The following is a 23,394-nucleotide window of genomic DNA, read 5'->3' on the forward strand; positions in this document are numbered from 1 at the left end:
TTTTTTTAAAGAAAGAATTATCTCTTCTTTATAACTAAACTAATGATAACATGTTTAAAAGAGTAATATATGGCAAATAGTTTATAGCAATAGAATAAAAAAAACCGACACCCTAAGGCATCGGTTTCTTTAAAAGCAAAGTGCTTTATTTATATTCTAGTGTTTGAAATGACGAACACCTGTCATTACCATAGCAACACCATTGTTGTTACAGAAATCAACTGAATCTTGATCTTTGATCGATCCACCTGGCTGGATTACAGCTTCAATTCCTTCTTTTTGTGCAATCTCTACACAGTCAGGGAATGGGAAGAATGCATCTGATGCCATTACAGCTTCTGATAAATCAAATCCAAAGCTTTTCGCTTTCAAGATCGCTTGGTTTAAAGCATCTACTCTTGAAGTTTGACCAACACCACTTGCAAACAACTGACCATCTTTCGCTAAAACGATAGCATTAGATTTAGTGTGCTTACAGATTTTGTTAGCAAAAAGTAAAGCGGCAGTTTGTGCATCTGAAGGTGCTTTTTCAGTTACCGTTTTCAAATCTTCCCAAGTTTCAGTTTGAAGGTCTTTGTCTTGAGCCAATACACCATTTAATAATGATTTGTACTGAACCTTACCAACAGTTACTTCTTTTCTGTTAAGGATGATACGGTTTTTCTTTCCTTTTAATAATGCTAATGCATCTTCTGCAAAACCAGGAGCGATAACTACTTCACAGAATAATTTGTGAATTTCTTCAGCTGCTGCTAAATCAATTTCTTTATTACTGATCAATACACCACCGAAAGCAGAAACAGGATCACAAGCTAATGCTTTTACATAAGCATCTTTGATATCGCTACCTAAAGCAACACCACAAGCATTTGTATGCTTCAAGATTGCAAATGCAGCTCCTTCCTCAGCTGGGAATTCATCGATCAATGCTACTGCAGCGTCAACGTCAACCAAGTTATTGTAAGAAAGTTCTTTACCATTCAGCTGGTCGAACATTTCTGATAACTCACCGTAGAAAGTTCCTTTTTGATGAGGGTTTTCACCGTAGCGAAGTGTCTTAGCAGAACGCTCAGATACTTTCAAGCTTGGAATTTCTTCTTCCTCTTCAGCTACAACACTATTGAAGTACTCAAAGATTTTTGAGTCATAGTGAGATGAGATGTCAAATGCTTTTGCAGCGAAACGTAAACGATCTTTAAGATCTGTTGCTCCGTTTTTCTCTGATAAGATTTGAGCTACTTCATCATACTGCTCTCTTGAAGATACAATTAAAGTATCTTTGTAGTTCTTAGCAGCAGCACGGATCAAAGAGATACCACCGATATCTACTTTTTCTACGATTGCTTGATGCTCAGCTCCTGAAGCTACAGTCTCCTCAAATGGATACAAGTCCACGATTACCAAATCGATGTTTGGAATATCGTATTCTGCGATTTGAGCTTGATCTGTTTCGTTGTCTCCTCTATTAAGGATACCTCCAAAGATTTTAGGGTGCAAAGTTTTAACACGTCCTCCAAGGATAGAAGGGTACGAAGTTAAGTCTTCAACAGCCGTTACTTCGGCTCCTAGTTCTTCTATAAAACTCTGTGTGCCACCTGTTGAATAAATTGTGACACCATTTTCTTGTAACAGTTTTACAATTGGCGCTAGATTGTCTTTGTAAAAAACCGAAATGAGTGCTGACTCGACCTTTTTCATATTATTTTATTGATAATCTTTGATTTGTGATTATAGCGCGAAATTAATCATTTCATGTTTAAAAAAAGACTCATAAAATAAAAAAGACCAAAAATTATAGTTTTTACACTGCAATTTTTAGTCTTTCTAATGAATTAATTATCAAGTTTAGATTAATTCACTTTCTTTTTCACCTACTGAAAAAGTTTTGTGAAGTTCTATAATCTGAGGAATCAGTAAAGTAGAGTCGTCATTATTCAATCTATAATCCGCTAGACCAAATAAATCCTCTTCTTTTTTCTGCTTCTCAATGATATCTTCAATTTGCTTTGGCGAACGATGATCTCTAGCTACTACCCTTTGAATTCTTTTCTCAATAGGTGCATCAACGACAATGACCTTATCCATTTTTTTATAGTTACCATTACTAAACATCAAAGCCGCTTCTTTTACGACATAAGGATGTTTTCTTAACTGGATTTGAGCCCAATTTTCATAGTGAGTAGCTACCCGAGGGTGAACAATTTCATTGATAGCTGTTAGCTTTTTTTGGTCATTAAAAATCTGATTCGCTAAATAAGCTCGATTTAGTTTACCATTTTCTAAATAAGCTTCTTCTCCAAAAACCTTTTTAATTTCATTTATAATCTCTAGGTCTTCGGTCATTAGCATCTTAGCACTGGCATCTGCATTATAAATAGGTGTTCCCAACACTTTGAAAACTCTACATATAAAACTTTTACCAGCCCCAATACCGCCAGTAATTCCTACCTGCATGTTTAATTTAATTTCGTTTTTTGCACTCTAAGGTGCTTCGGTGAGAGTAAAATGTTCTCGTAATTGTCATTGTCTAAAAACACCTTTGGTGTTACCGTAGAATCTGCCCAATTAATATCCTTGAAGTCAACGACCACAGGGATAGAGTCAATACTATTGATTAGGTCTTCTCTGATGATATAGCTAATATAAACATCCTTTGGATCTAATAAAAATGTTGAATCTTCTACTTGAGGAAAGTTTACTCTTAAAATACGCGTTTTTTCTGTTGAAGAGATAAAATAATGTACATCAAACTGCACTTTCACCTCATCATACTGCGAAACTACTAATCGTTTCTGATTTTTAAAAGGTGTTTCTATCGGTATGTATTCATTTAAATCTTCTGCAATCGGTTCCACATCATCCGATCTAAGAACTAACACATCAGGATACTTCGAAAGTTCCGTTGCAGGTCCCCTAAATGTTACACTATCTGGAGTGACATTGATTTTTCCTACTCTTCTATAACCATTTTGGAAATGAAATGATGAAGAATCAATTTCTATTGCCAGCCTCTTGTTAGTAAGTGTATCATAATTAAAGGACAATGTATCTTCTAGAATATAATTTACTTTTAAGCCTTTCAATACTTGTGAAAGTTCTTTTAATAAAAACTTTCCTGCCAGATATTTTACTGAAACTGGATCCTCTAGGTTTATAGTAAGTTTGCTTTTTCCTACACCTAATGATTTCGATAGCAATGTCCATCCATTACCTGTGGCATTCACGCTCACATATTGAGGCGGTTCCTGCAAAGCCACAACATTATCTTCCTTTACTTTTACATCTACAGGAATTTCTATTGTTGATGTATGATCATCATTTAAGGAATGAAAAATCCAGAAAATAAACGCGGTCATGAAACAGATCATCATAGCACTCCAGTCCCAAGTTTTTATTTCTTGGAAAAAGCTACTGTCTTCTATAAGTTCATCCAGTTTTTGTTTTGACCACTCAACGAGCTTTTCAAAATCAGGTATATGATATTTTTTATTATCAGGCATATTCTAATTTAAAACCTCTAAGAGCATGTTCCAAATCTGCTCTTTTCTCAATAGAAGTGAAGTACCAGAATTTAATTCTTATTTATTCAATACTGCAATGTACTGAAAAAGAAAAACCGTTGCACAATTTAATTTGTACAACGGCAGAAAATTTATTTTATAAGCTTTTCAGAAAGTGATTCCTTAAGCTTTTTTATCTTTTTTTGGACCAAATACGATATTAGTATTTTCAGCTGAAATTGAAGATTTCTCAAAAGTTACTTTCACACCTCTATCAATTTCTAAAACCACTGTAGAAGAGTTTACTTCAAATACTTTTCCGTGCATACCGCTTACAGTTACTACCATTTGCCCTTTCTTCACAGCATCAGAAAACTTTTGTTGTTCCTTTTGTTTCTTTTGCTGAGGTCTTATCATAAAGAAGTAGAATACTGCTACCATCCCCACGATAAAGATCAAATTCATAATATTTGCTGACTGTCCTGCAGCTTGTAAAAGTATGTTCATTGTAAGCATAATGTATTATTATTTATATGAGCCACAAAAATACAAACCTCTACTAGGTATATTTCCTAATAGAGGTTTTTTTTTGTGAATTATAAGAAAAAAGCAGAATTACATTGTTGCTTTTTCTTCTTTAGGATTCACTTTAGCTCTGATTGTTACTACATCCATACCATCTTCTACGTTGGCACTGATTGTAACTCTTTTCACTTGTGTTCCTTTTTTATGAGCACTGTTGAAAGAAACTGTTAATTCAGCTGTCTCACCTGGAGCTAAAGGTTCTTTACTCCAGTTAGGTGCTGTACATCCACAAGTAGTTCTCACATTTGTGATTAATAAAGGTACCTCACCTGTATTCTTATAATTGAATACGTGTGTTACCTTATCTCCTTCTGTAATTTCACCAAAATCAAATTCTTTTTCTTCGAATTGAAATTTAGCTACAGGCCCAGTAGGTGCTACTGTACCTTGTACTACTTCTACTTTTGTTGATTCAGCAGTAGCAGAAGATTCCGATTTCTTCTCACCACAAGCGATCATTAATGTTGCTAAGGCTAGAACTGAAAGTGCTTTTATGAATTTCATTTTTCTAAAAAATTAGATTTTACCTATAACTGATATTTATTGTAGGTTTAAAGTTAAGAATAATATTAACATTACTTACTTCACTCCTTGAAACACAATTATAAAAAACTTTTTGATGAAAAAAGGCAAGGAAATCACTTTTTCCTTGCCTTGAATCTAGAATATATTAAAATTATTCATTGTCATCCTCTAAAATAGGTTCCGCAATGCTTTCTTTAATAGCATCAACTTCTCCCATTAATTCTTCGGCACGCTTGATTGCATCATCAATCACTTTCTGGCCTTCAGATTTTGCAGCTGTAACGGCAATGTTTCTTTCTTCCATTAAGTCTTCTACAAGATCTTCTAGATCTTCACGATACTTATCTAATTTATATGAAAGACGTTCTCTTGTATTTCTTCCTTTATCTGGAGCGAATAAAACGCCTAATAAAGCACCTGCTGCAGCACCGGCAACAAAGCCTAAAAATGAATTTCCACCGTTTTTTGCCATCTTAAAAGTAATATTGTTTAATTATTTGTTATCTAGTAAGCCTTTTCCACTCTTCTTGATCTTCCCTTCGTTTTGAAGCTCTTCAGAGATTGAATCTAACATACCATTGATAAACTGCCAACTTTTTGGCGTACTATATTGCTTAGAGATCTCAATAAATTCATTTATGGTCACTTTTACAGGAATATTTCTGAAGTTCAACATTTCTGCCAATGCCATATTGATCAAGATACCATCTACTTTAGCAATTCTATCAACAGCCCATTTTTTGGATTTGCTTTCAATAATTCCTTTGAAGCTTTCCTCTTGATTTAAAGTATAAGTATAAAGGTCTTCAAAGAATTCTTTATCCTCATCCCAGTTCTTAGAAATTGAAAGGATTTCTGTCTCCTCTCCCTCACTAAGATTCTTCACAGTCTTCAACACCATACTTCTAAGTATTTTCTTGTTTTCCGACCAGTTTAAATCTTCTGCTTCAAATGTAGATTCAATCACCTCATTTTTAAAGATGAAGTCTCTAACAATTAAACGTAATATCTCCTGCTGTGTTTCAAATGAATTTGATTCTTTTAAAAGATCTTCAATTTGAGATACTATCTCCTCATCTTTCTTCAAAATTCTCAACCATTCCAACACTCTTTCATCGTCCTCAATTCTTCTTAATTTCTTTTCAGAAAGAATTTCGTTTAAAGCAGCATCTTCTCTTAACAGTTTGAAAGCGGTATTATTGTAGAACCAATCCACAAACTTTTGGTCCATTTCAGTGTTTCTAGCACCTCTTTCTGTTTTACGCTCTAATTCTTTTTTAGAAAGCACTGAGATATCAATGATATAAGACAATAGCTTTAAATACTTTGTAAATAACTGTTCTGTCTCAATCACCATTCTTTTTCTGAAATCAAGCTGATCATTCGATACCAATTCTTCATAATGACTTCTTGCATTAGAAGCTACTTTCAAAAGCTTAGCGTCTAGGTTTTCAGTAGAAGCCTCAGTATCTTCATCCACATAGTTATTGAAATACTCAATTACTTTTGCTTGCTCTTCATCAATTCTAGCTTTTTCCTCTTGGCCTAACTCCAAAAATTCTTCTCTGAATTCAGCCTTGATTTTATCAATTGTTAATTCTTTGTTAGAAGCTTTACTTTGCTTAAATGCATAAACGCTTTGCATCACTTTGATGCGTAATAATCTTCTGTTGAGCATGGATTTATATTTTTTCCTAAAAACCTAAAGAACATTTACATTTAGTTGACGGCAACGAGGATTAGAAAGTTCTCGTCAATCAACTTTATTAAGAGAGTATGTTATATAAATGATGTGGAAAAGGGAATAAATGGATAGGATTCTCTTTCAAACAGCAAACAAACATACTCTAAGATACTATCTAATTATGGCATTTCATACATGATAATCAGATATTTAAGTATTCTTAAAGATGAGATGTTTGTTTAGCAAGTCTTAGATTTTGCTTGATGAACAAAGCGTAACTTCCCCTTTAATGTTACTTGGAATGCAATAAAAAAAGGCTAGTCGTTTTATTGACTAGCCCTGCTTGGTAGCGGGGACCAGACTCGAACTGATGACCTTCGGGTTATGAGCCCGACGAGCTACCAACTGCTCCACCCCGCACTGTTTTTCTTAAATGCTGTGCAAAAGTAGAGGTTTATTTTTTACCAACCAAATAAACTTTTAAAGTAAAGAGTTAACATACTATAATGCAGAGGAGTAAATTTTAAAAATCATCTATTTCATTACATTTTGACTGCAATGGATAATATAGAAATGGTCTTAGCTCCACTTTTAACCAGTGTTCTTCCTAAAGACTCCACAGTTGCACCTGTAGTTAACACATCATCCACTATCAGGATATTCTTACCAGAAACAACTTCTGGAAGTGGAATCGTAAAGACATCCTCCATACTTTTCAACCGTTGCTCTCTAGATTTTTTGGTCTGCGATGTAGTATACTTTACACGCTTTACGGCCTTCTTATTGTAAGGAATATTGGTTATGGTAGCAATAGACTCACATAACACATCAACCTGATTATATCCTCTTTCTTTGTTTCTTTTAGTATGAAGTGGCACAGGGACAATTACATCTATATCCTCAAAAAATGTTTTCTTCTTATGATCAAGGTAAAAATCTGCAATCCACTTTCCTATCCTCTGATTTCCTTTGTATTTTAAATTATGAATTAAGCTCTGAACCACCGAAGAATTTTCAAAAACAAAAAAAGAAGCTGCTTGTTTCAAAGGTAATCTGAATTGAAATTTATTGGTGATATAGTTATCTTCAGATAAATCCCAGCTGAAAGGATAGCTAATTATTTCAAAATGACATTTAAAGCAAAGTATTTCTTCCCCCTCTTTTAGAAGCGAATCACAATGAACACATGTCTTAGGAAATAGGCTGTAGAAGATTAAATCAAAAAGTTTAGTAATATTATGCATTGAAAAAATAATTAGTTTGGAAACGTCGTTCAAAATTAGCGAATTATTCAATCAGATAAATTAATTAAAAGTTGGAAAACGAAGATTTAGAAAATATAAAAACTGAATGGTCTAGACTTATTAGTGCTTTGACAGAAGTATTTGAAAAACAACCTAATGATCTGAATAGCATTCTATTTATGATTGGGGTTCAAGAACTAGGAAAAGGACCTATTCCATTTTCAAAAGAAGAAAAACAAGATCTAATTCATATTGCCACTTGTAAAGTGCTGAGCTATTCTGGGTATTATGAATTAGAAGGATTGGATCAGGAAGGTTGGCCACACTGGAAGCTTCTTAAAAAAATTCCATCTATGGATTTACTTGCACAAGAGCAACTCATGAGATGGCACGTACTAGAGTATTTTAAAAAAGAAACAGACCTATTAGATTAGAAGAATGAAACTCATATCCTATAATGTAAACGGTATTAGAGCAGCCATTAAAAAAGAGCTCGACCAATGGGTGGCATCTGTCAATCCTGACATTATTTGCCTTCAAGAAGTTAAAGCAAATCCAGAGCAAGTTGACCTTAGTGTTTTTGAAGATTTAGGTTACAAGCATGTCTACTGGCATTCAGCTGAAAAGAAAGGTTATAGTGGAGTCGCTATTTTATCAAAAATCCCTGCAAAATCTACTAAAATAGGCATGGGAATTGATGTATACGACTGTGAAGGTAGAACGATACTGTGTGAGTTTGATAAATTCACTTTGATCAATACATATTTCCCCTCTGGTACGTCTGGAGACGAGAGGCAAAGTTTCAAATACAGCTTTTTAGATGATTATTTTAATTATATAGAAAGTTTAAAAGCAGATTATAAAAACTTGATTGTATGTGGTGATTTTAATATATGCCACAAAGCAATAGATATTCATAACCCAGAGAGAAATAAAAACACATCTGGCTTTCAACCGGCAGAAAGAGCATGGGTTACGAAGTTCATCGAAGAAGGAGGTTTTGTTGATGCTTTCAGAAAATTTGATCCTAGTCCTGGTAAATACAGTTGGTGGACATATAGAGCAGGAGCTCGCGGAAAGAACTTAGGTTGGCGTATCGATTATTTTATGGTACAGAAGGAATTTGCTAGTCAATTGACAAACGCTGTATTGCATAATGACGCCTTCCATTCTGATCACTGCCCTGTAGAAATTGATTTTTGAAATAAAATTCATAAATAATTGGTCTTTTGTAAGTAAATGATCAATTTTTTGAATATTTTTAGTCTTGTGCAGATCAGATGTATCTCTTTCAATTAAATGATTAATCCTAGTTGTACACTTTGTATAACTGTAACAAATAGAAAATTTCATTGCAGATGAAAAAGCTAATAGCTATTACATTCTCTTTATTGACTTTAATAACCTTCATAGGTTGCACCCCAGGAGATTCTGACAATAAATCAGAAGAAAATACTTTAACCCCAGCTAAAGGAAATAAGTATTACGGTGGAGTTTTTAGAGTGAATGAATCTGAGTATATCAAAAACTTATACCCACTCAGTATAATTGATATTTACTCTTATAGAATTGCATCGCAGATTTACGAAGGGTTATTTAAGTTTGATCAGCAAACGCTTCAAGTAACTCCCAGTCTTGTAGAAAGCTATGCAAAATCAGATGATCAGTTAGTTTATACTTTCAAGCTGAAAGACAATGTCTATTTTCATGATGACAAATGTTTTGAAGGTGGAAAAGGTAAAAAACTTACAGCTCAAGATATTTTCTATAGTTTCAATCTAATTTGTACTTATAACAAAAACAATCAGTATGCTCACCTATTCACAGATATTGTTGTAGGGGCTGCTGAATATTATAATGCTACAAAAGAGGATTTATCATTTATCAGAACACCAAAAGGTCTTGAAGGAGTATCAGGTTTTAAAGTAATTGACGAACACACATTTGAAGTTACTTTGATCAAACCTAACTCAATGTTCTTATACAACCTTGCTAGACCAGGTGCTTTTATCTTCCCTAGAGAAGCAAGAGAATTTTACGGAGATGACATGCGTACAAAATGTGTAGGTACAGGTCCTTTCCAAATTGCATCTGTGGATGAAGATATCAGTATCATTCTTTCTAAAAATGAAAACTATCACGGAACTGACGAGTTTGGAAACAAGCTTCCTTTCTTGAAAGCTATAGTTGTTTCATTTATCAAGGATAAGAAAATCGAGTTCTTAGAGTTTAAGAAAGGTGAGTTGGATATGATGTACAGAATTCCAACTGAAGATATTATCGACATCTTAACAGAATCTGATGAAAGCTCTGCGAATTACAAATATCGTCTTCAAAGGGTTCCAGAAATGTCAACGCAATTCTTGGCATTGAATAACCAAAGCAAGGTTTTCAGTGATGTAAATGTTAGAAAAGCTTTCAACTATGCCATTGATAGACAACGTATTTTAGAATACATCTTAAATGGTGAAGGTTACATGGAAGGATACAACGGTATCACTCCTCCAGTTTTCAAAAACTATGACATTGGTGAGATCAGAGGTTATTCGATGAACATTGATTCTGCAAAATATTACCTTGCAAAAGCAGGTTACCCTAACGGTAAAGGATTCCCAAAAATCACTTTGGATCTTAACACAGAAGGTGAGCAATACAGTAATGTTGCATTGGAAGTGAAAAAGCAATTGAAAGATAAATTGAATATCAATATCGAATTGAAATTCTCTCCTTTCGCTCAAATTGCTGAAAAGAGTATAATGGGTAGATACGATTTCTTGCGTTTAGCATGGATTGCAGATTACCCAAGTCCAGAAAACTACTTATGGGCTTACTACTCTAAAACATTGCCTGAAAATCCAAACGAGAAATCATGGCCAAACTTGATTCGTTATAAGAATCCAAAGTTTGATGTTGAATATGAGAAAGCACTTGCAGCAACTACACAAGATGAAGCATTGAAACATTTTATGAAAGCAGAGCAAATTCTTATGGCTGATGCACCTTTCATTGTACTGTGGTATGATGAAGGTTACAGACTAATTCAACGCTCTGTACAAGATTTTCCTAATAATGCGATGCAATATCGTGATTTCAGTGCCGTTTATTTTGACAAAACTAATTAATATTAATTATATTACTATAGATTAATAATAAGACTGATTTTATTGTAAAATCAGTCTTGTTTTTTCAAGGAGTAAAGGGTTTTTACACCCGTTTTATTTAAAAAGTTAATTTATAGCCCATGTTCGAAAGTAAAATCAAAGCCTATAAACAAAAGCTGTATAGAAATGCAATTCTTAAAGGTGCAATTCTAACCTTTGCCGCTGTTCTGGGTTTGCTTTTACTTTTTAGTGTTTTAGAGTACCTCAATAATTTTGGTACTACCACAAGAACAATTCTGTTCGGGTTATACATTTCTACTTTCGTTTATACTTTATTCATTTGGGTATTGAAACCTGTTGCCAAATTGAATGGTATTAGCAATCAAATCTCAGATGAAAAAGCGGCTGAAGAAATAGGAAAGTACTTTCCGGAAATCTCCGATAAATTACTCAATACTATCCAACTTCAGTCTGAAGATCAGAAGAATAGCCTTATTCAGGCTACTCTTGAACAAAGAGATCAGCAATTCTCTCCGATCAATTTCTCATTAGCCATTTCTTACAAAGAAAACTTAAGGTATTGGTATCAATATTTACTACCTGCTCTTTGTATTTTAATAGGTATCTTACTGATCAAACCTCAAGTACTTACTGAAAGTACTCCTAAGATTGTTCAGTTTGATAAAGAATTCCTTCCTGTTGCACCTTTCTCTTTCGAATTAATTTCATCAGATCTTGATGTTTTCAAAGGAGATGATTTTGAATTAAAGGTAGAATTAAAAGGTGATGCGATCCCGAATGATGTTTATATCGAAACAGACAAAGGTTCTTTAATTAAGCTTGAAGCTTCTACTCCAGGCTTTTCATTCAGTCATGTATTCAAAAAGCTACAACATCCTATCAGGTTCCGATTTAAAGCTGCGGGATACTACTCACAGGAGTTTAAGATGAATATGCTCACTAGACCTAGTCTTTCTAAGTTTAGCGTTCAAATAGAGTATCCTAGGTATACCAACAAGAATAATGAGACTATTGCTAATACTGGTAATTTATTAGTTCCTGAAGGCTCTAAAATCACTTGGCTTTTTGATACTAAAACAGCTGATTCTATTCGACTTTACTTTAAAGAACTAGTCATTAATCAGAATGCCGAGAATATTGATGACAATGTTTTCCAATTTGAATACACTTCAAGTAACTCAACAGAATACAGTGTTACTCTTTCGAATATTTACGGCACTAACAAAGACAGTATCTCCTATTACCTTAATGTCATAAAGGATCAATACCCAAGTATCAGTATGCGTCAGTATCAAGATACAGTGATGTATGACTACTTGGTATTTGGTGGTAATATTGGTGATGATTATGGTATTACTCGATTAAGAACGAGATATAGAATAAAAAGAAAGGACGATAAAAAGGCTCCAAATACTTTTGAGAAAATTGATATTCCATTTAACAAAAGAGCTATTGATCAAAGTTTCTATTATCAATTACAAACAGATCAATTCAATTTAAAAGAAGGAGATAAGTTGGAGTACTTTGTGGAAGTTTACGACAATGATGGCGTCAACGGAAACAAAAGAAGTAAAACACCTTTGTATACTTTTCAGTTGCCTACGTCAGAAGAAATTGAAAAAGATTTAGAGCAAACGAAAGAAGAGACGAAAGATCAACTAGAAGAAACGCTTGCAAAAGCAGATCAACTGGATCGTGATTTAAAGAAACTGGAAGAAAAACTAAAAGGTAAGAGACAACTTACTTGGCAGGATAAAAAAGATATTCAAAAGCTGATTGAACAGAGAAAGGCATTAGAAAAAGAAATTGAAAATCTTCAATCACAAAGTCAGGAATTAAAAGACAAACAGAATAAATTTTCTGATCAGGATAAAAGCTCAGCAGAAAAGTCTGAACAGCTTCAGAAAATTATTAATGACATCAATGATGAAGAGACAAAGAAACTTTATGAGGAATTGAGTAAACTCATGGAGCAAAATCATATTAATCAATCTCTTCAAGAAAACTTAAAAAATATTGAGAAGCAACAGAAGAATCTTAAGCAAGAGTTAGAGCGTACGATTAAGCTTTTCAAAAAACTTCAAATGCAGCAAAAAGCAAATGAGGTATCGAAGAAATTAGAAGACCTGGCACAGGAACAACAGAAGCTGGCAAAGGAAACAAAGGACTTAGAAAACAACGAAAGCGAGACTACTTCTGAAGAACAGAAAAAAGAAAATGCCGAGGAGAAAAAAGAACTTGTTAAAAAACAGGATAACTTGAATGAAAAGTTTGATAAAATCAAACAAGAAATGGATCAACTTCGTAAAATGGATAAGGAGGAACGAACTAATCAAGACTTCGAACAATTTACGCCGAATGAAAGATCAATTTCTAAAGAGCAACAAAATGCCTCTGAACAGTTAAAACAAAATCAGAAAAAACAGGCTCATCAATCGCAGAAAAAAGCTGCCAATAAAATGCAACAGATGGCCAAGCAAATGCAACAAAGTATGCAGTCTGCTGAGATGGAACAGATCAGTGAAGATCATGATGCTTTGAGGCAGATCATGGAGAATTTGATCAAACTTTCCTTCGATCAGGAAAATCTGATGGAATCCTTTAAGGAGGTTAGAAGAATTGACCCTAAATTTGTGGAATTATCACAAACTCAGCTTAAATTGAGAGATGATTCTAAATATATAGAAGATAGCTTAGTTGCGTTATCAAAACGAGTATTCCAAATCGAATCTTTTGTTACTAGAGAGGTAACGGATATGAATAAGTATATGGATGAAAGTTTAGATGCTATTAAAAGAAGAGTTCCAGAAGTAGCTGCAAGTAAGCAACAATTTTCTATGACCTCAATTAACAATCTAGCTTTGTTATTGAGCGATATTTTAGATAATATGCAACAGCAAATGAGTCAGAGTATGGCAGGACAACAGATGAATCAAAAGCAATCATCGTCCTCCCCTAGTCCAAGTCAGATGCAACAGCAGTTAAACCAACAGATGGAGAACTTAAAGAAAAGTGGGAAGTCTGGTAAAGAGTTATCAAAAGAACTTGCTAAACTTGCAGCACAGCAGGAAATGATCAGAAATGCTTTGAAGCAAAGTATGGGTAAAGGTCAGGAGCAAATGCAAGGAAAGGATAAAGATGGCAAAGAAGGTGAAGGTACTGGAGAAGGTGATGCTTATAAGAAAATCCTTAAGCAAATGGAGCAAACAGAAGATGACTTGGTCAACAAGCGTCTTACTGATAAGCTAGTAAAAAGACAGAAAGAAATTTTAACCAGAATGCTTGAGTCTGAAAAGGCGAAGAAAGAGAAAGGTAAAGATGAAGAAAGAAAAGGTGAAACAGCAAAACAGCAAAAGCAGATTCCACCGCCAGATAGTTTTGATGAGTACTTAAAACAAAAAGAAACTCAGATTGAATTATTGAGAACAATTCCTACTTCATTGAATACCTATTACAAGCAGGAAGTGAACAAATACTTTGAAAAGATAAAAGATTGAAATGCCGAGTAGCACAATGAATAAGCCATTCAAATTAAAGATACCTTCGTTAATAGAAAACGTTCGTATCGCAGAGAGTTTTATCGACCAAGCTCGTGACGAGTTTAATTTTAATGACGACATCTATGGTAACATTATGATTGCTGTAACTGAGTCAGTCAACAATGCTATCATTCATGGTAACAGAAATGAGAAAGAAAAAAATGTACATTTAGAATTAGATGTATCTGATAAGGAAATTTCATTTACTGTAGAAGACGAAGGAAAGGGATTTGATTATGATAGTCTTCCGGATCCAACGGCTCCTGAGAATTTAGATAAACCAGGTGGTAGAGGTATTTTCTTAATTAAACATTTAGCTGACGAAGTAGAATTTTCTAACGAGGGGAAAGCAATTACGCTAAGATTTTATATTTAATGGAGAACATTACTTTTTTCAATGAAGACATTGATTTTACAGTTCAGAATGCTGATGAAGTGAAACAATGGATTCATGAAGTAATTACAAAGTTTAACTTTGAGTTGATTGAAGTCAACTACATTTTATGTTCTGATGAATATCTTCATAAAGTAAATGTTGAGTATCTAGATCATGATACTTATACCGACATTATTACTTTTGATAATTCAGAATATGAAAATGAAATTGAGTCAGACATTTTTGTAAGTATTGATAGAATCAAAGAAAATGCTTCGACTATTGGTACTTCAGAAACGGATGAATTACACAGAGTCTTAATTCATGGAATTCTTCACCTTTTAGGTTTTAAAGATAAATCTGAAGAAGAAGCTGCAAAAATGAGAGCTTTGGAAGATGAACAATTAGGCATCAGGAATGAGAAATTGAAAGCTTAGTTTTTTCTTTTATCAAAATATTAAATGTTCCACGTGAAACACTTTTGATTGTTGAAGTCAATATGTTCCACGTGGAACTTTTTGTTTTTAGAAACTTGAAATTCAATAATAGATGAAACTTGATATCGATTATGTGATTATTTCTTTTTAAGTCAACTGATGAATTTCGAATTAGATAGTTAGTAATAATGAGTAAGTCTATATTGTTATATTATATACAGAGGTTATTAAAGATATCGCGAAATAGAAAATAGAGTGATTTAATAATGAGCAATTTTCACCTTACTATTCTAGAAATATCTATTTTCAAAAATCGAAAATCGGATAGTCAATGAAGAATTATTAATAAATGTATTCCTAAAGAATAAATACATCACTTCATTTATTATCTTTGCACTGCTTTATTAGTTACTACCTATCTGTTAATCAAAGTTTAACTAATAAACATTTCAATTACTGTTTCAGTTTAATACAAATAGATACGAAACAGTATGACAACTACTAATAGTCAATAGTAGTTTCCACAAAAGAAAAACATGTTCCACGTGGAACTTTTAAAATAAGGAGAAAGAATGTATCCATCTTATGACGTTATTGTAATTGGCGGAGGACATGCTGGATGTGAGGCTGCACACGCTGCTGCAAACCTTGGATCTAAAGTATTACTGATTACAATGAATATGCAAACCATCGCTCAGATGAGCTGTAACCCAGCCATGGGTGGTGTTGCTAAAGGACAAATAGTAAGAGAGATTGATGCTCTTGGAGGTATGTCAGGTATTATCACAGACAAGTCTATGATTCAGTTCAGAATGCTGAACAGATCTAAAGGACCTGCAATGTGGAGTCCAAGAGCTCAGAGTGATAGAATGGTATTTGCTCAAGAGTGGAGAGATGCTTTAGAAGCAAATCATAATGTAGATATATGGCAGGAAATGGCGACCGAAATAGTAATGGAAGGTGATAAAATCACTGGAGTTAAAACTAGCTTGGGAGTTGTTTTCAATACCAAATCTGTAGTACTGACAAACGGTACTTTCTTAAATGGCTTGATCCACATCGGTGAAAAGCAATTTGGAGGTGGGCGTAGTGGCGAACATGCTGCTAAAGGTTTGACAGAACAATTAGTACAATTAGGTTTTGAAGCAGGTAGAATGAAGACTGGAACTCCTCCAAGAGTTGATGGCCGTTCATTGAATTGGGAGAAAATGCAAGAGCAGGCAGGTGATCAAAACCCTGAGAAATTCTCTTTTTCTGACAGTACTTCTACACTAACAAAACAACGTAGCTGCTTCATCACTTATACTAGTAATGAAGTGCATGATATCTTGAAGACTGGCTTCGATAGATCACCAATGTTCAACGGTAGAATCCAGGGTTTAGGTCCAAGATATTGTCCTTCTATTGAAGATAAAATCAACCGTTTTGCAGAGAGAGATCGTCATCAGATCTTTGTGGAGCCGGAAGGATGGAACACTTGTGAAATGTATATCAATGGTTTTTCTACATCACTTCCTGAGGATGTACAGTACAAAGCACTTCGTAAAATTGAAGGTTTTGAAAATGCGAAGATGTTCAGACCAGGTTATGCCATTGAATATGACTTCTTCCCTCCTACCCAACTGAAGGCTACTTTGGAAACGAAGCTTGTAGAGAACCTTTATTTTGCGGGGCAGATTAATGGTACTACAGGTTACGAAGAAGCAGCTTCTCAAGGTTTGATGGCAGGTATAAATGCTCACAATAAGATCAATGAAAGAGAGCCTTTCGTATTGAAAAGATCGGAAGCTTATATCGGTGTTCTTATTGACGACTTGATCAACAAAGGAACAGAAGAGCCATATAGAATGTTTACGTCTCGTGCGGAGTACAGAATCTTGTTGAGACAAGATAATGCCGATTTAAGATTAACGCACTTAGGGCATCAATTAGGTCTTGCTTCTGATGAACGTTTTGAAGCGGTTCAGAAGAAAAAAGAGCAAATTGAAAAAGCTACTGAAGTCTTAAAAGAGACAAGTGTGAAGGTCAGCAATGCCAATCCTCATCTTGAAGAAAGAGGTTTACAGACGATGAACCATGGTTTGAAAGCTGATAAATTCTTGAAGAAAACGAAGGTAGATATGGCGCTTACTTTGGAAAGTGCTCCTACTCTAAAAGAAGCTTTTGAAGGTTTTGGAGAGAAAGCATTAGAGGAAGTAGAGATCCTTTTGAAGTATGAAACATACATTGAGAAGGAAGAAAAGATTGCTGAGAAGTTAACTACTTTGGAGAACTATAAAATTCCTGAAGGATTTGACTATAGACAAATCAATGCTTTATCTGCTGAATCAAGAGAGAAACTTACACGAGTTGCTCCACTTACATTAGGTCAGGCATCAAGAATTTCAGGTGTTACACCTGCAGATGTTACCATCTTAATGGTCTACCTTGACAAGCAAAAAGCGTAGTCTTCCCGATATCAAAAAAAATAATATATTTTTAGATAAAAGGCATATTTCTTTATAGAGATATGCCTTATTTTGTAAGTGCATTTTTTGTAACGAAGAATAGAGTTACAATTCTGCTTTTACTGAAAAATATGTCTTAGAAAGTCTATCATAATGAACTTAACCTTAAGAATAATAATTTCTGTATATATACTTTTTACAGTGTATGCTTGTGCTGTCATCTCCTCTCCTACAGGTGGGCCAAAAGATGAGATACCTCCAAGGTTTGGTGCCAGTACTCCATTCAACGGACAAACAAATGTGGATACCACTAAACTAAAGATCACACTTTATTTTGATGAATATGTACAGGAAGAAAAGTTAAGACAGAACTTAATTATTACCCCATACAAACCTACTTTCCAATACAAATCAAGATTTGCAAGAAACAAAGTAATTTTAAATATTCTGGATACACTAGAACAGGATATGACTTATTACTTTGATTTCGGAAACTCGGTAGTCGATGTTACAGAAAAAAACCCGGCAAAAAATGTTCGCTTTTCTTTTAGTACTGGTGATTATTTAGACTCACTAGAAGTAACGGGACAAGTCAGAGATTTACTAACTGACGAGCCAATCGAAGGAGCAATTATCGCTTTATATAATCCGTATGATTCATTAGATGTCAATACAGATCCTCCTGTTTATTTTTCAAGAACTGTAAAAGATGGTTTATTTATATTAGAAAGATTTAAGCCTGGATATTATAAAGTATACTGTATAGATGATACAAACGGAGATTATAAATATACTTTGAGAGAAGAACGTATTGGTTTCTTCAAAGACTCTCTCCTACTCGATAGAAATATTGATGACGTACAATTATATATCAGAGATTATGATTTGGTACCATTCGAATTCAAAAATGTAAAAGTTGAAAATAAAGAAGATTTGATTGTCAAATTCAACAAGTATGCTGTTGAATACGGAATAGAATTTCCGGAGAATAATTCATTTACTGATAGTATTTTCCATCAAGATCAAAAAGGAGAAATCAAATTACTTTACATTGGTGAAAGAGACATGGAAGATTCTTTAAGAATGACAGGATATGCAATTGATTCCATAGAGCAAAGAATTGAATTTGATACCATGATTTTATTTCCTAGTAGAGCTGAAATCAGAGCAGAGGAAAGAAAAGAAAAGAATAAAAAGAATGGAGGTTTGATTGGTGGAGCCCTAAAAACTTTAGGTGATGCAGTTGGAGCTACTGAAGAAGAAGAAATAGAAATTGTAAGAATTAAATTCGAAAAGAAATTACCAGAAGATAGTGATTTAATTCCAGAAGATAGTGTAGATGTTGTACTGCAATTTCCTTTGCCAATGAAAGAGTGGAATCTTGACAGTATGTATTATGTATACAGTGAAGACACCACAAGATTGGATAGTATTCTAATTGAAAAAGATTTAGAGTTTAATTTTAATCACACAGAAGTAAGTTTTCCTAAGTTTTATGCAGACTCAGCCTTCAGTCTTATTTTCACCGACAATGCATTTGTATCTGTAAAAGATGATTCAACAAAAGCCAAAACACTTAGCTTTACAATCAAAGAATTGGATAAGTATGGAATTATTGAAGGACAAGTTGTAGGTAGCCATGATAGCTTTATTGTACAATTAGTTACCCCAAAAGGAGATGTTGTACAAGAAGTACAAAACGAAAGGTTATTCTCTTTTGAATATGTAAAACCTGGTACTTACGGAATCAGAGTTTTGATTGATGAAAATAATGATGGGATTTGGTTCCCTGGAGATTTTGAAAAAAGAATTCCTCCAGAATCAACAGCATTCTTCCCTAAAGAAATTAAAGTTGAAGCCAACTGGGAAATTCGAAGAGAAGACACAATCATAAATACTGATAAGAAATAAAGTTGAGTTAAATAGTAACTAAAAATACTTTCGAAAAAAGTGAGCAGTAATGTTCACTTTTTTTTGTCTTTACAATCAAATACAGAATACTTCTCTTTATACATTGTAAACTAAAATTTATTGCATTTAAATCTCCTGATTTCTAAAATCTATAAGGCACGAATGAAGCTAAGCCATTCGCTTAACATTCTAGCCAATAGACTTCTTCTGTATAACTTACTCATCTAGTTTAATAGTGTTTCTTTCAGCCTTATGGGAAAAGTATGAAGAATTTCATGTATTGTTCTGGTAAAATGATTTTCTTATTTGGGTTAAATTAAAGCGAGTTCAAAATGTATTCAGTTAGATACTAACACTAAAAGACATTATGTTGATAAGTAATAGAATTTGTATCAAAAACCATACAGTGTCTAAACAGTAACTTTTTTAAAGTGATTCTATTTTCTAAGCCCTCTTTATTTTAAGATCAAAAAACGAGATGAAAACCATATAGATATAGTTTTGAGGGACTAAAATGAATTTCTACTCTTGAACTTTAAGAACATAATTAATTTTGATATTATGTCAGCTAATACTCTCACCAGTATTTTATTTCTCCTTTCCAAAATTAGAGTTGAACAAGATCACTCCTATTTATATTCTTTTTTGTGAATCTTGAATAAAAAGCTGGTTTACAGTAAACATAATACTATACCTTAAATGAATAAAAGGTTATCAGAATCAGGAACATTTTTTTATTCTAACTCTCCTATTGTGGATAATCAACAAAATTTACTCATAAAATAACCGTATTATCATCAAAAAATAAACATATGTAGAAAGAAGTGTGAATAACATTTTATTGTATCAAAACATTAAAAATTTATTTGATAATAGAACATATATACTATCAATTATAGGCCTTTAGATAGTTAAAAACAGCATTTATGAGCTAATTGCATATTAATCAGTGATATAGGTAATAGAACTATAATATAACTTTAAATCTTATTTACTAACATTAATTATTCAATTTTGTGAACAAGTTTTGAAGTTATCAACAGACTTATCCACAATTGAGGTATTTCATAGTATATTCACGCATTTATACACACATATTATGGTATATTAAGTAGAAAATAAATACTTAACTAACTGATTATATGATACTTAATATAATAATAGTATTATTTATAAACATATGAACAATACATGAATTCACAGGATGTTCATTGTTTAAAGCAATTTTTGACATATTCTGATACTCTACATGAGTTTATGACTTCCATAAAAGTATAGGAGCAATTGAAAATAATTGGTGAAATGGTAGTGTTGATAAATCTTGGAAATGCGCTGTGATTTTTAGGCGCAAAAATGATTGATAAATAAACAAAGTATGTATATTGATAGTATACAAAAGAGTTATTCACTGTTTTTATCCTATTTGGTTAAAAAATTGTACACAAAGGATATTTATTCATAAGTTATCCACATTATTCACAGCATTTTTACACAAAATTGTGATTAGTGAGTAATATGTTGAATAAGCGTTGATAATATCCACAGTAATTCACAAATGGCTCTTATTCACACTATTCACAAGGGTGTTTATAAAGTGATGTGACTAAAAATGGCGCTTTTAAACACATGAATTAACTGAATAACTTCTGAGTGAATAATAGTGTGAATACTGTTGAAAAGCGCTATAAATCTTTGTTTTTGAATAGTTTAGGCGGTTTATAAGGCAATAGCAAATATGTTTATAAGTGGGTAAAACCTGTTGGTATGTGCAGTTATCAACTTATAAACACCCCTAATAACAATAAAAGAGAATTTTAAATTTTTATTTTTTTATAATCTATTAAAGAGTTAAATGTTGAAAACCTTATTTGGTCAAAAAAAAACGTATCTCTATTTTTTCCTTTGTTTTATTATTTCTCAATTCAGTTGGGGACAAAGTAAAACAGATGAGAAGTTAAACTTAGCCCAGGAATATTATAAAACGGAAGAGTTTGATAAAGCCCTTGAACTGTATAGGGACTTAATTAAAAACAAAGAACTGATAAGTCAGATCCACGAAAACTATCTTTCGGTTCTTTTAAAAAAAGAAGAACTCAAGGAAGCTGAGAAGTATTTAAAAAAGGTGGTGAAGAATAATCCTGATAATTCAATGTATAATGTGGATTATGCAAGGGTGAAGTTGATAGAGAAGGATACGCTTTCTGGTGACAAGATCATGGAGACGTATATTAAGCAAGTTGCAAACAATACTACAAAGCTGAGATATGCTGCTTTGTATTGTATTGATCTTGGGTTGTTCAATTATGCGGAACAATGCTACAGAACCGGAGAGAAGAATCAGGGAGAGACTTTCTTTTATGAACTGGCAGATCTTTATTCCAATTGGGGAAAGTATGAGCAGATGATTGATGAGTATATGAAATTGCTGTTCATAAAACCTGATCAGCTTGAATATGTGGAGATGGCTTTGCAGGATCGGTTGACAACTGAAGAGAAATTTGAGCTTATCGAACCACAGTTACTCACAATGGTGCAGAAGAACGCTGGTATGACGGTCTTCAATGAACTGATCGTTTGGTACTACTTACAGCAGAAGAAGTTCTACGCGGCATTTATACAGGCTAGAGCGTTGGATAAGCGTCTTAGGCTGGAAGGTTACAAGATTCTTGAGATAGGGCGTCTAGCGAAGAATAACAAGGACTATAAGAACGCCTCTAAGATATTCCAGTACTTGGTGGATAGGTACAAAGAGTATGCAGTGTATCCGATGTCTAGAAAGTTGTTGATAGAAACGAAGGAGGAGATTATCAAAAGTACCTACCCTATCGACAGAGATCAGATTAATTCGCTGGTAAAAGATTATCAACAGATCATTGATGAAATTGGTGTAAATGGACAGACAGGTGATGCTTTGAGGAATATGGCATTGCTTCAAGCTTTCTATTTAGATGAAAAAGATAAGGCAATTGTGGAATTAAAGGAACTTATCAACAATCGTTCAATTCCAAAGTCATTAGTTTCACAAGCTAAGCTGGATCTTGGGGATATCTATTTGCTTCAGGACAATCCTTGGGAAGCTTCACTACTTTATTCACAAGTAGCTAACAGTAATCGTGAAATGACGATTGGTCATATGGCAAAACTCAAGAATGCAAAGCTTTATTACTATACGGGTGATTTTCTGTTGGCACAATCACAATTAGATATCTTAAAGCTCGCTACATCTAGAACGATCAGTAACGATGCTATGGCTTTATCTTTGTTGATAAGTGATAATCTTAACCTTGATACCACTTCTTTAGCCATGGAACAGTATGCGGCTATTGATTTGTTGGTATTTCAAGGAAAATATGTGGAAGCGATAGAGAGTTACGAACAAATGTTAGTAAAATTCAAAGGACACCGTTTATCTGATGAAATTCTTTGGGAAAAAGCACATTTGTTGATAAAATTGGGGAATTATGAACAAGCCACTGAACCTTTGAAGGAAATTGTGGAGTTTTATGGTTATGATATTCTAGCTGACGATGCACATTATCTCTTGGGGACTATTTATCAAGATCATCTGAATGATAAAGAATCGGCTATGAATTACTTCAAGGATATTCTGATCAAGTTTAAAGGTTCAAGCTATGAAGTGGATGCCCGTAAGCGTTTCAGGGCACTTAGAGGCGATAATGTGAACAAGTCGTAGGTAAAAGTGTATAAGACTTCGATTTTTAATGAAATATTGTTTTTATAAAGCATTTATCAAGTTCTTATCCACAATGCGTTTATAATTTGTCCAAAACAGATAAAAAATCAGGAATTTATTCAGAAACTGTGAGTAATTGATTGAAAAAAGGTGTTTGTAACCCAGTTTTCACAATTCACAGCATAAAATATAGAGAATAAGCAGTTTATTCAGTAAAAAGAGAAAGTTATTCACAGTTATGTAGGCTAATTGTGAATAACTTTCTCTTTTTTGTGTATAAAATCAATAGAAAATCGTCTGAAATTAGAATCTTATCAACAAAAAAGGGAT

17 protein-coding genes and 1 tRNA gene are annotated in these 23,394 nt (G+C 33.4%); 9 read left to right on the forward strand and 9 right to left on the reverse strand.

Annotation, left to right across the window (positions count from 1 at the left end; genetic code table 11):
- Nucleotides 1-156: 156 nt before the first annotated feature.
- The 9 genes from purH to AVL50_RS24425 form a co-directional block, all read right to left on the reverse strand.
- Nucleotides 157-1,698 carry a bifunctional phosphoribosylaminoimidazolecarboxamide formyltransferase/IMP cyclohydrolase gene (gene purH / locus AVL50_RS24385; protein ID WP_044206201.1) on the reverse strand — a complete coding sequence of 514 codons (1,542 nt, stop codon included), beginning with the start codon at nt 1,696-1,698 and terminating at the stop codon, nt 157-159.
- Between the two features lie 147 nt (nt 1,699-1,845).
- A complete protein-coding gene (coaE, locus tag AVL50_RS24390; RefSeq protein WP_062619362.1) occupies nt 1,846-2,454 on the reverse strand; it encodes a dephospho-CoA kinase in 609 nt (202 codons plus the stop codon).
- Between the two features lie 2 nt (nt 2,455-2,456).
- Nucleotides 2,457-3,500 (reverse strand): hypothetical protein, encoded by a 1,044-nt coding sequence (locus AVL50_RS24395; protein ID WP_062619364.1) that lies wholly within the window; start codon nt 3,498-3,500, stop codon nt 2,457-2,459.
- 183 nt (nt 3,501-3,683) lie between these two features.
- Complete coding sequence (gene yajC / locus AVL50_RS24400; RefSeq protein ID WP_062619654.1) at nt 3,684-4,007, reverse strand: preprotein translocase subunit YajC; 324 nt, start codon at nt 4,005-4,007, stop codon at nt 3,684-3,686.
- Nucleotides 4,008-4,115: 108 nt separating this feature from the next.
- Nucleotides 4,116-4,589: a DUF1573 domain-containing protein gene (locus AVL50_RS24405; protein WP_063850896.1), complete on the reverse strand. Its 474-nt coding sequence runs from the start codon at nt 4,587-4,589 to the stop codon at nt 4,116-4,118.
- 172 nt (nt 4,590-4,761) lie between these two features.
- Nucleotides 4,762-5,082, reverse strand: coding sequence for a YtxH domain-containing protein (locus AVL50_RS24410; protein ID WP_062619366.1), 321 nt, complete (start codon nt 5,080-5,082; stop codon nt 4,762-4,764).
- 21 nt (nt 5,083-5,103) lie between these two features.
- On the reverse strand, nt 5,104-6,288 hold the full coding sequence (locus tag AVL50_RS24415) for a transcription antitermination protein NusB (protein ID WP_062619368.1): 1,185 nt from the start codon (nt 6,286-6,288) through the stop codon (nt 5,104-5,106).
- Nucleotides 6,289-6,638: 350 nt separating this feature from the next.
- Nucleotides 6,639-6,714 (reverse strand) — tRNA-Met (locus AVL50_RS24420).
- A 122-nt stretch (nt 6,715-6,836) separates the two neighbouring features.
- Complete coding sequence (locus AVL50_RS24425) at nt 6,837-7,538, reverse strand: ComF family protein (protein ID WP_062619370.1); 702 nt, start codon at nt 7,536-7,538, stop codon at nt 6,837-6,839.
- Nucleotides 7,539-7,609: 71 nt separating this feature from the next.
- Here AVL50_RS24425 and AVL50_RS24430 point away from each other — a divergent pair, with 71 nt between their 5' ends.
- The 9 genes from AVL50_RS24430 to AVL50_RS24470 all read left to right on the forward strand — a co-directional run bounded on the left by AVL50_RS24430 (nt 7,610) and on the right by AVL50_RS24470 (nt 23,064).
- Nucleotides 7,610-7,972 carry a hypothetical protein gene (locus AVL50_RS24430; protein WP_062619372.1) on the forward strand — a complete coding sequence of 121 codons (363 nt, stop codon included), beginning with the start codon at nt 7,610-7,612 and terminating at the stop codon, nt 7,970-7,972.
- Nucleotides 7,973-7,976: 4 nt separating this feature from the next.
- Nucleotides 7,977-8,741: an exodeoxyribonuclease III gene (locus AVL50_RS24435; protein WP_062619374.1), complete on the forward strand. Its 765-nt coding sequence runs from the start codon at nt 7,977-7,979 to the stop codon at nt 8,739-8,741.
- Nucleotides 8,742-8,896: 155 nt separating this feature from the next.
- Entirely contained in the window at nt 8,897-10,660 is a 1,764-nt protein-coding gene (locus AVL50_RS24440; RefSeq protein ID WP_062619375.1) for an ABC transporter substrate-binding protein, read from the forward strand.
- A gap of 119 nt (nt 10,661-10,779) precedes the next feature.
- Nucleotides 10,780-14,157: a DUF4175 family protein gene (locus AVL50_RS24445; RefSeq protein WP_063850897.1), complete on the forward strand. Its 3,378-nt coding sequence runs from the start codon at nt 10,780-10,782 to the stop codon at nt 14,155-14,157.
- A 1-nt stretch (nt 14,158) separates the two neighbouring features.
- Nucleotides 14,159-14,575 (forward strand): ATP-binding protein, encoded by a 417-nt coding sequence (locus AVL50_RS24450; protein WP_223241425.1) that lies wholly within the window; start codon nt 14,159-14,161, stop codon nt 14,573-14,575.
- Nucleotides 14,575-15,012, forward strand: coding sequence for an rRNA maturation RNase YbeY (ybeY, locus tag AVL50_RS24455; protein ID WP_062619379.1), 438 nt, complete (start codon nt 14,575-14,577; stop codon nt 15,010-15,012). Before AVL50_RS24450 ends, ybeY begins: the two co-directional genes overlap by 1 nt.
- A gap of 572 nt (nt 15,013-15,584) precedes the next feature.
- A complete protein-coding gene (gene mnmG / locus AVL50_RS24460) occupies nt 15,585-17,459 on the forward strand; it encodes a tRNA uridine-5-carboxymethylaminomethyl(34) synthesis enzyme MnmG (protein ID WP_062619381.1) in 1,875 nt (624 codons plus the stop codon).
- A gap of 153 nt (nt 17,460-17,612) precedes the next feature.
- The gene (locus tag AVL50_RS24465) at nt 17,613-19,370 is read left to right on the forward strand and encodes an Ig-like domain-containing protein (RefSeq protein WP_082795993.1); all 1,758 of its coding nucleotides are present in this window, start codon (nt 17,613-17,615) and stop codon (nt 19,368-19,370) included.
- Nucleotides 19,371-21,222: 1,852 nt separating this feature from the next.
- Entirely contained in the window at nt 21,223-23,064 is a 1,842-nt protein-coding gene (locus AVL50_RS24470; protein WP_062619384.1) for a tetratricopeptide repeat protein, read from the forward strand.
- Nucleotides 23,065-23,394 lie beyond the last annotated feature (330 nt).

The sequence above is a fragment of the Flammeovirga sp. SJP92 genome (genome assembly GCF_001583495.1).
Classification (GTDB): domain Bacteria; phylum Bacteroidota; class Bacteroidia; order Cytophagales; family Flammeovirgaceae; genus Flammeovirga.

What these genes read in the sequence shown, in the direction of transcription:
- AVL50_RS24410 (WP_062619366.1), bottom strand. Translation starts at nt 5,082, where the DNA reads ATGGCAAAAAACGGTGGAAATTCATTTTTAGGCTTTGTTGCCGGTGCT.
- AVL50_RS24425 (WP_062619370.1), bottom strand. Translation starts at nt 7,538, where the DNA reads ATGCATAATATTACTAAACTTTTTGATTTAATCTTCTACAGCCTATTT.
- AVL50_RS24435 (WP_062619374.1), top strand. Translation starts at nt 7,977, where the DNA reads ATGAAACTCATATCCTATAATGTAAACGGTATTAGAGCAGCCATTAAA.
- AVL50_RS24395 (WP_062619364.1), bottom strand. Translation starts at nt 3,500, where the DNA reads ATGCCTGATAATAAAAAATATCATATACCTGATTTTGAAAAGCTCGTT.
- AVL50_RS24470 (WP_062619384.1), top strand. Translation starts at nt 21,223, where the DNA reads ATGTTGAAAACCTTATTTGGTCAAAAAAAAACGTATCTCTATTTTTTC.
- AVL50_RS24445 (WP_063850897.1), top strand. Translation starts at nt 10,780, where the DNA reads ATGTTCGAAAGTAAAATCAAAGCCTATAAACAAAAGCTGTATAGAAAT.
- ybeY (WP_062619379.1), top strand. Translation starts at nt 14,575, where the DNA reads ATGGAGAACATTACTTTTTTCAATGAAGACATTGATTTTACAGTTCAG.
- AVL50_RS24415 (WP_062619368.1), bottom strand. Translation starts at nt 6,288, where the DNA reads ATGCTCAACAGAAGATTATTACGCATCAAAGTGATGCAAAGCGTTTAT.
- coaE (WP_062619362.1), bottom strand. Translation starts at nt 2,454, where the DNA reads ATGCAGGTAGGAATTACTGGCGGTATTGGGGCTGGTAAAAGTTTTATA.
- purH (WP_044206201.1), bottom strand. Translation starts at nt 1,698, where the DNA reads ATGAAAAAGGTCGAGTCAGCACTCATTTCGGTTTTTTACAAAGACAAT.
- yajC (WP_062619654.1), bottom strand. Translation starts at nt 4,007, where the DNA reads ATGAACATACTTTTACAAGCTGCAGGACAGTCAGCAAATATTATGAAT.
- AVL50_RS24440 (WP_062619375.1), top strand. Translation starts at nt 8,897, where the DNA reads ATGAAAAAGCTAATAGCTATTACATTCTCTTTATTGACTTTAATAACC.
- AVL50_RS24465 (WP_082795993.1), top strand. Translation starts at nt 17,613, where the DNA reads ATGAACTTAACCTTAAGAATAATAATTTCTGTATATATACTTTTTACA.
- AVL50_RS24450 (WP_223241425.1), top strand. Translation starts at nt 14,159, where the DNA reads ATGCCGAGTAGCACAATGAATAAGCCATTCAAATTAAAGATACCTTCG.
- mnmG (WP_062619381.1), top strand. Translation starts at nt 15,585, where the DNA reads ATGTATCCATCTTATGACGTTATTGTAATTGGCGGAGGACATGCTGGA.
- AVL50_RS24405 (WP_063850896.1), bottom strand. Translation starts at nt 4,589, where the DNA reads ATGAAATTCATAAAAGCACTTTCAGTTCTAGCCTTAGCAACATTAATG.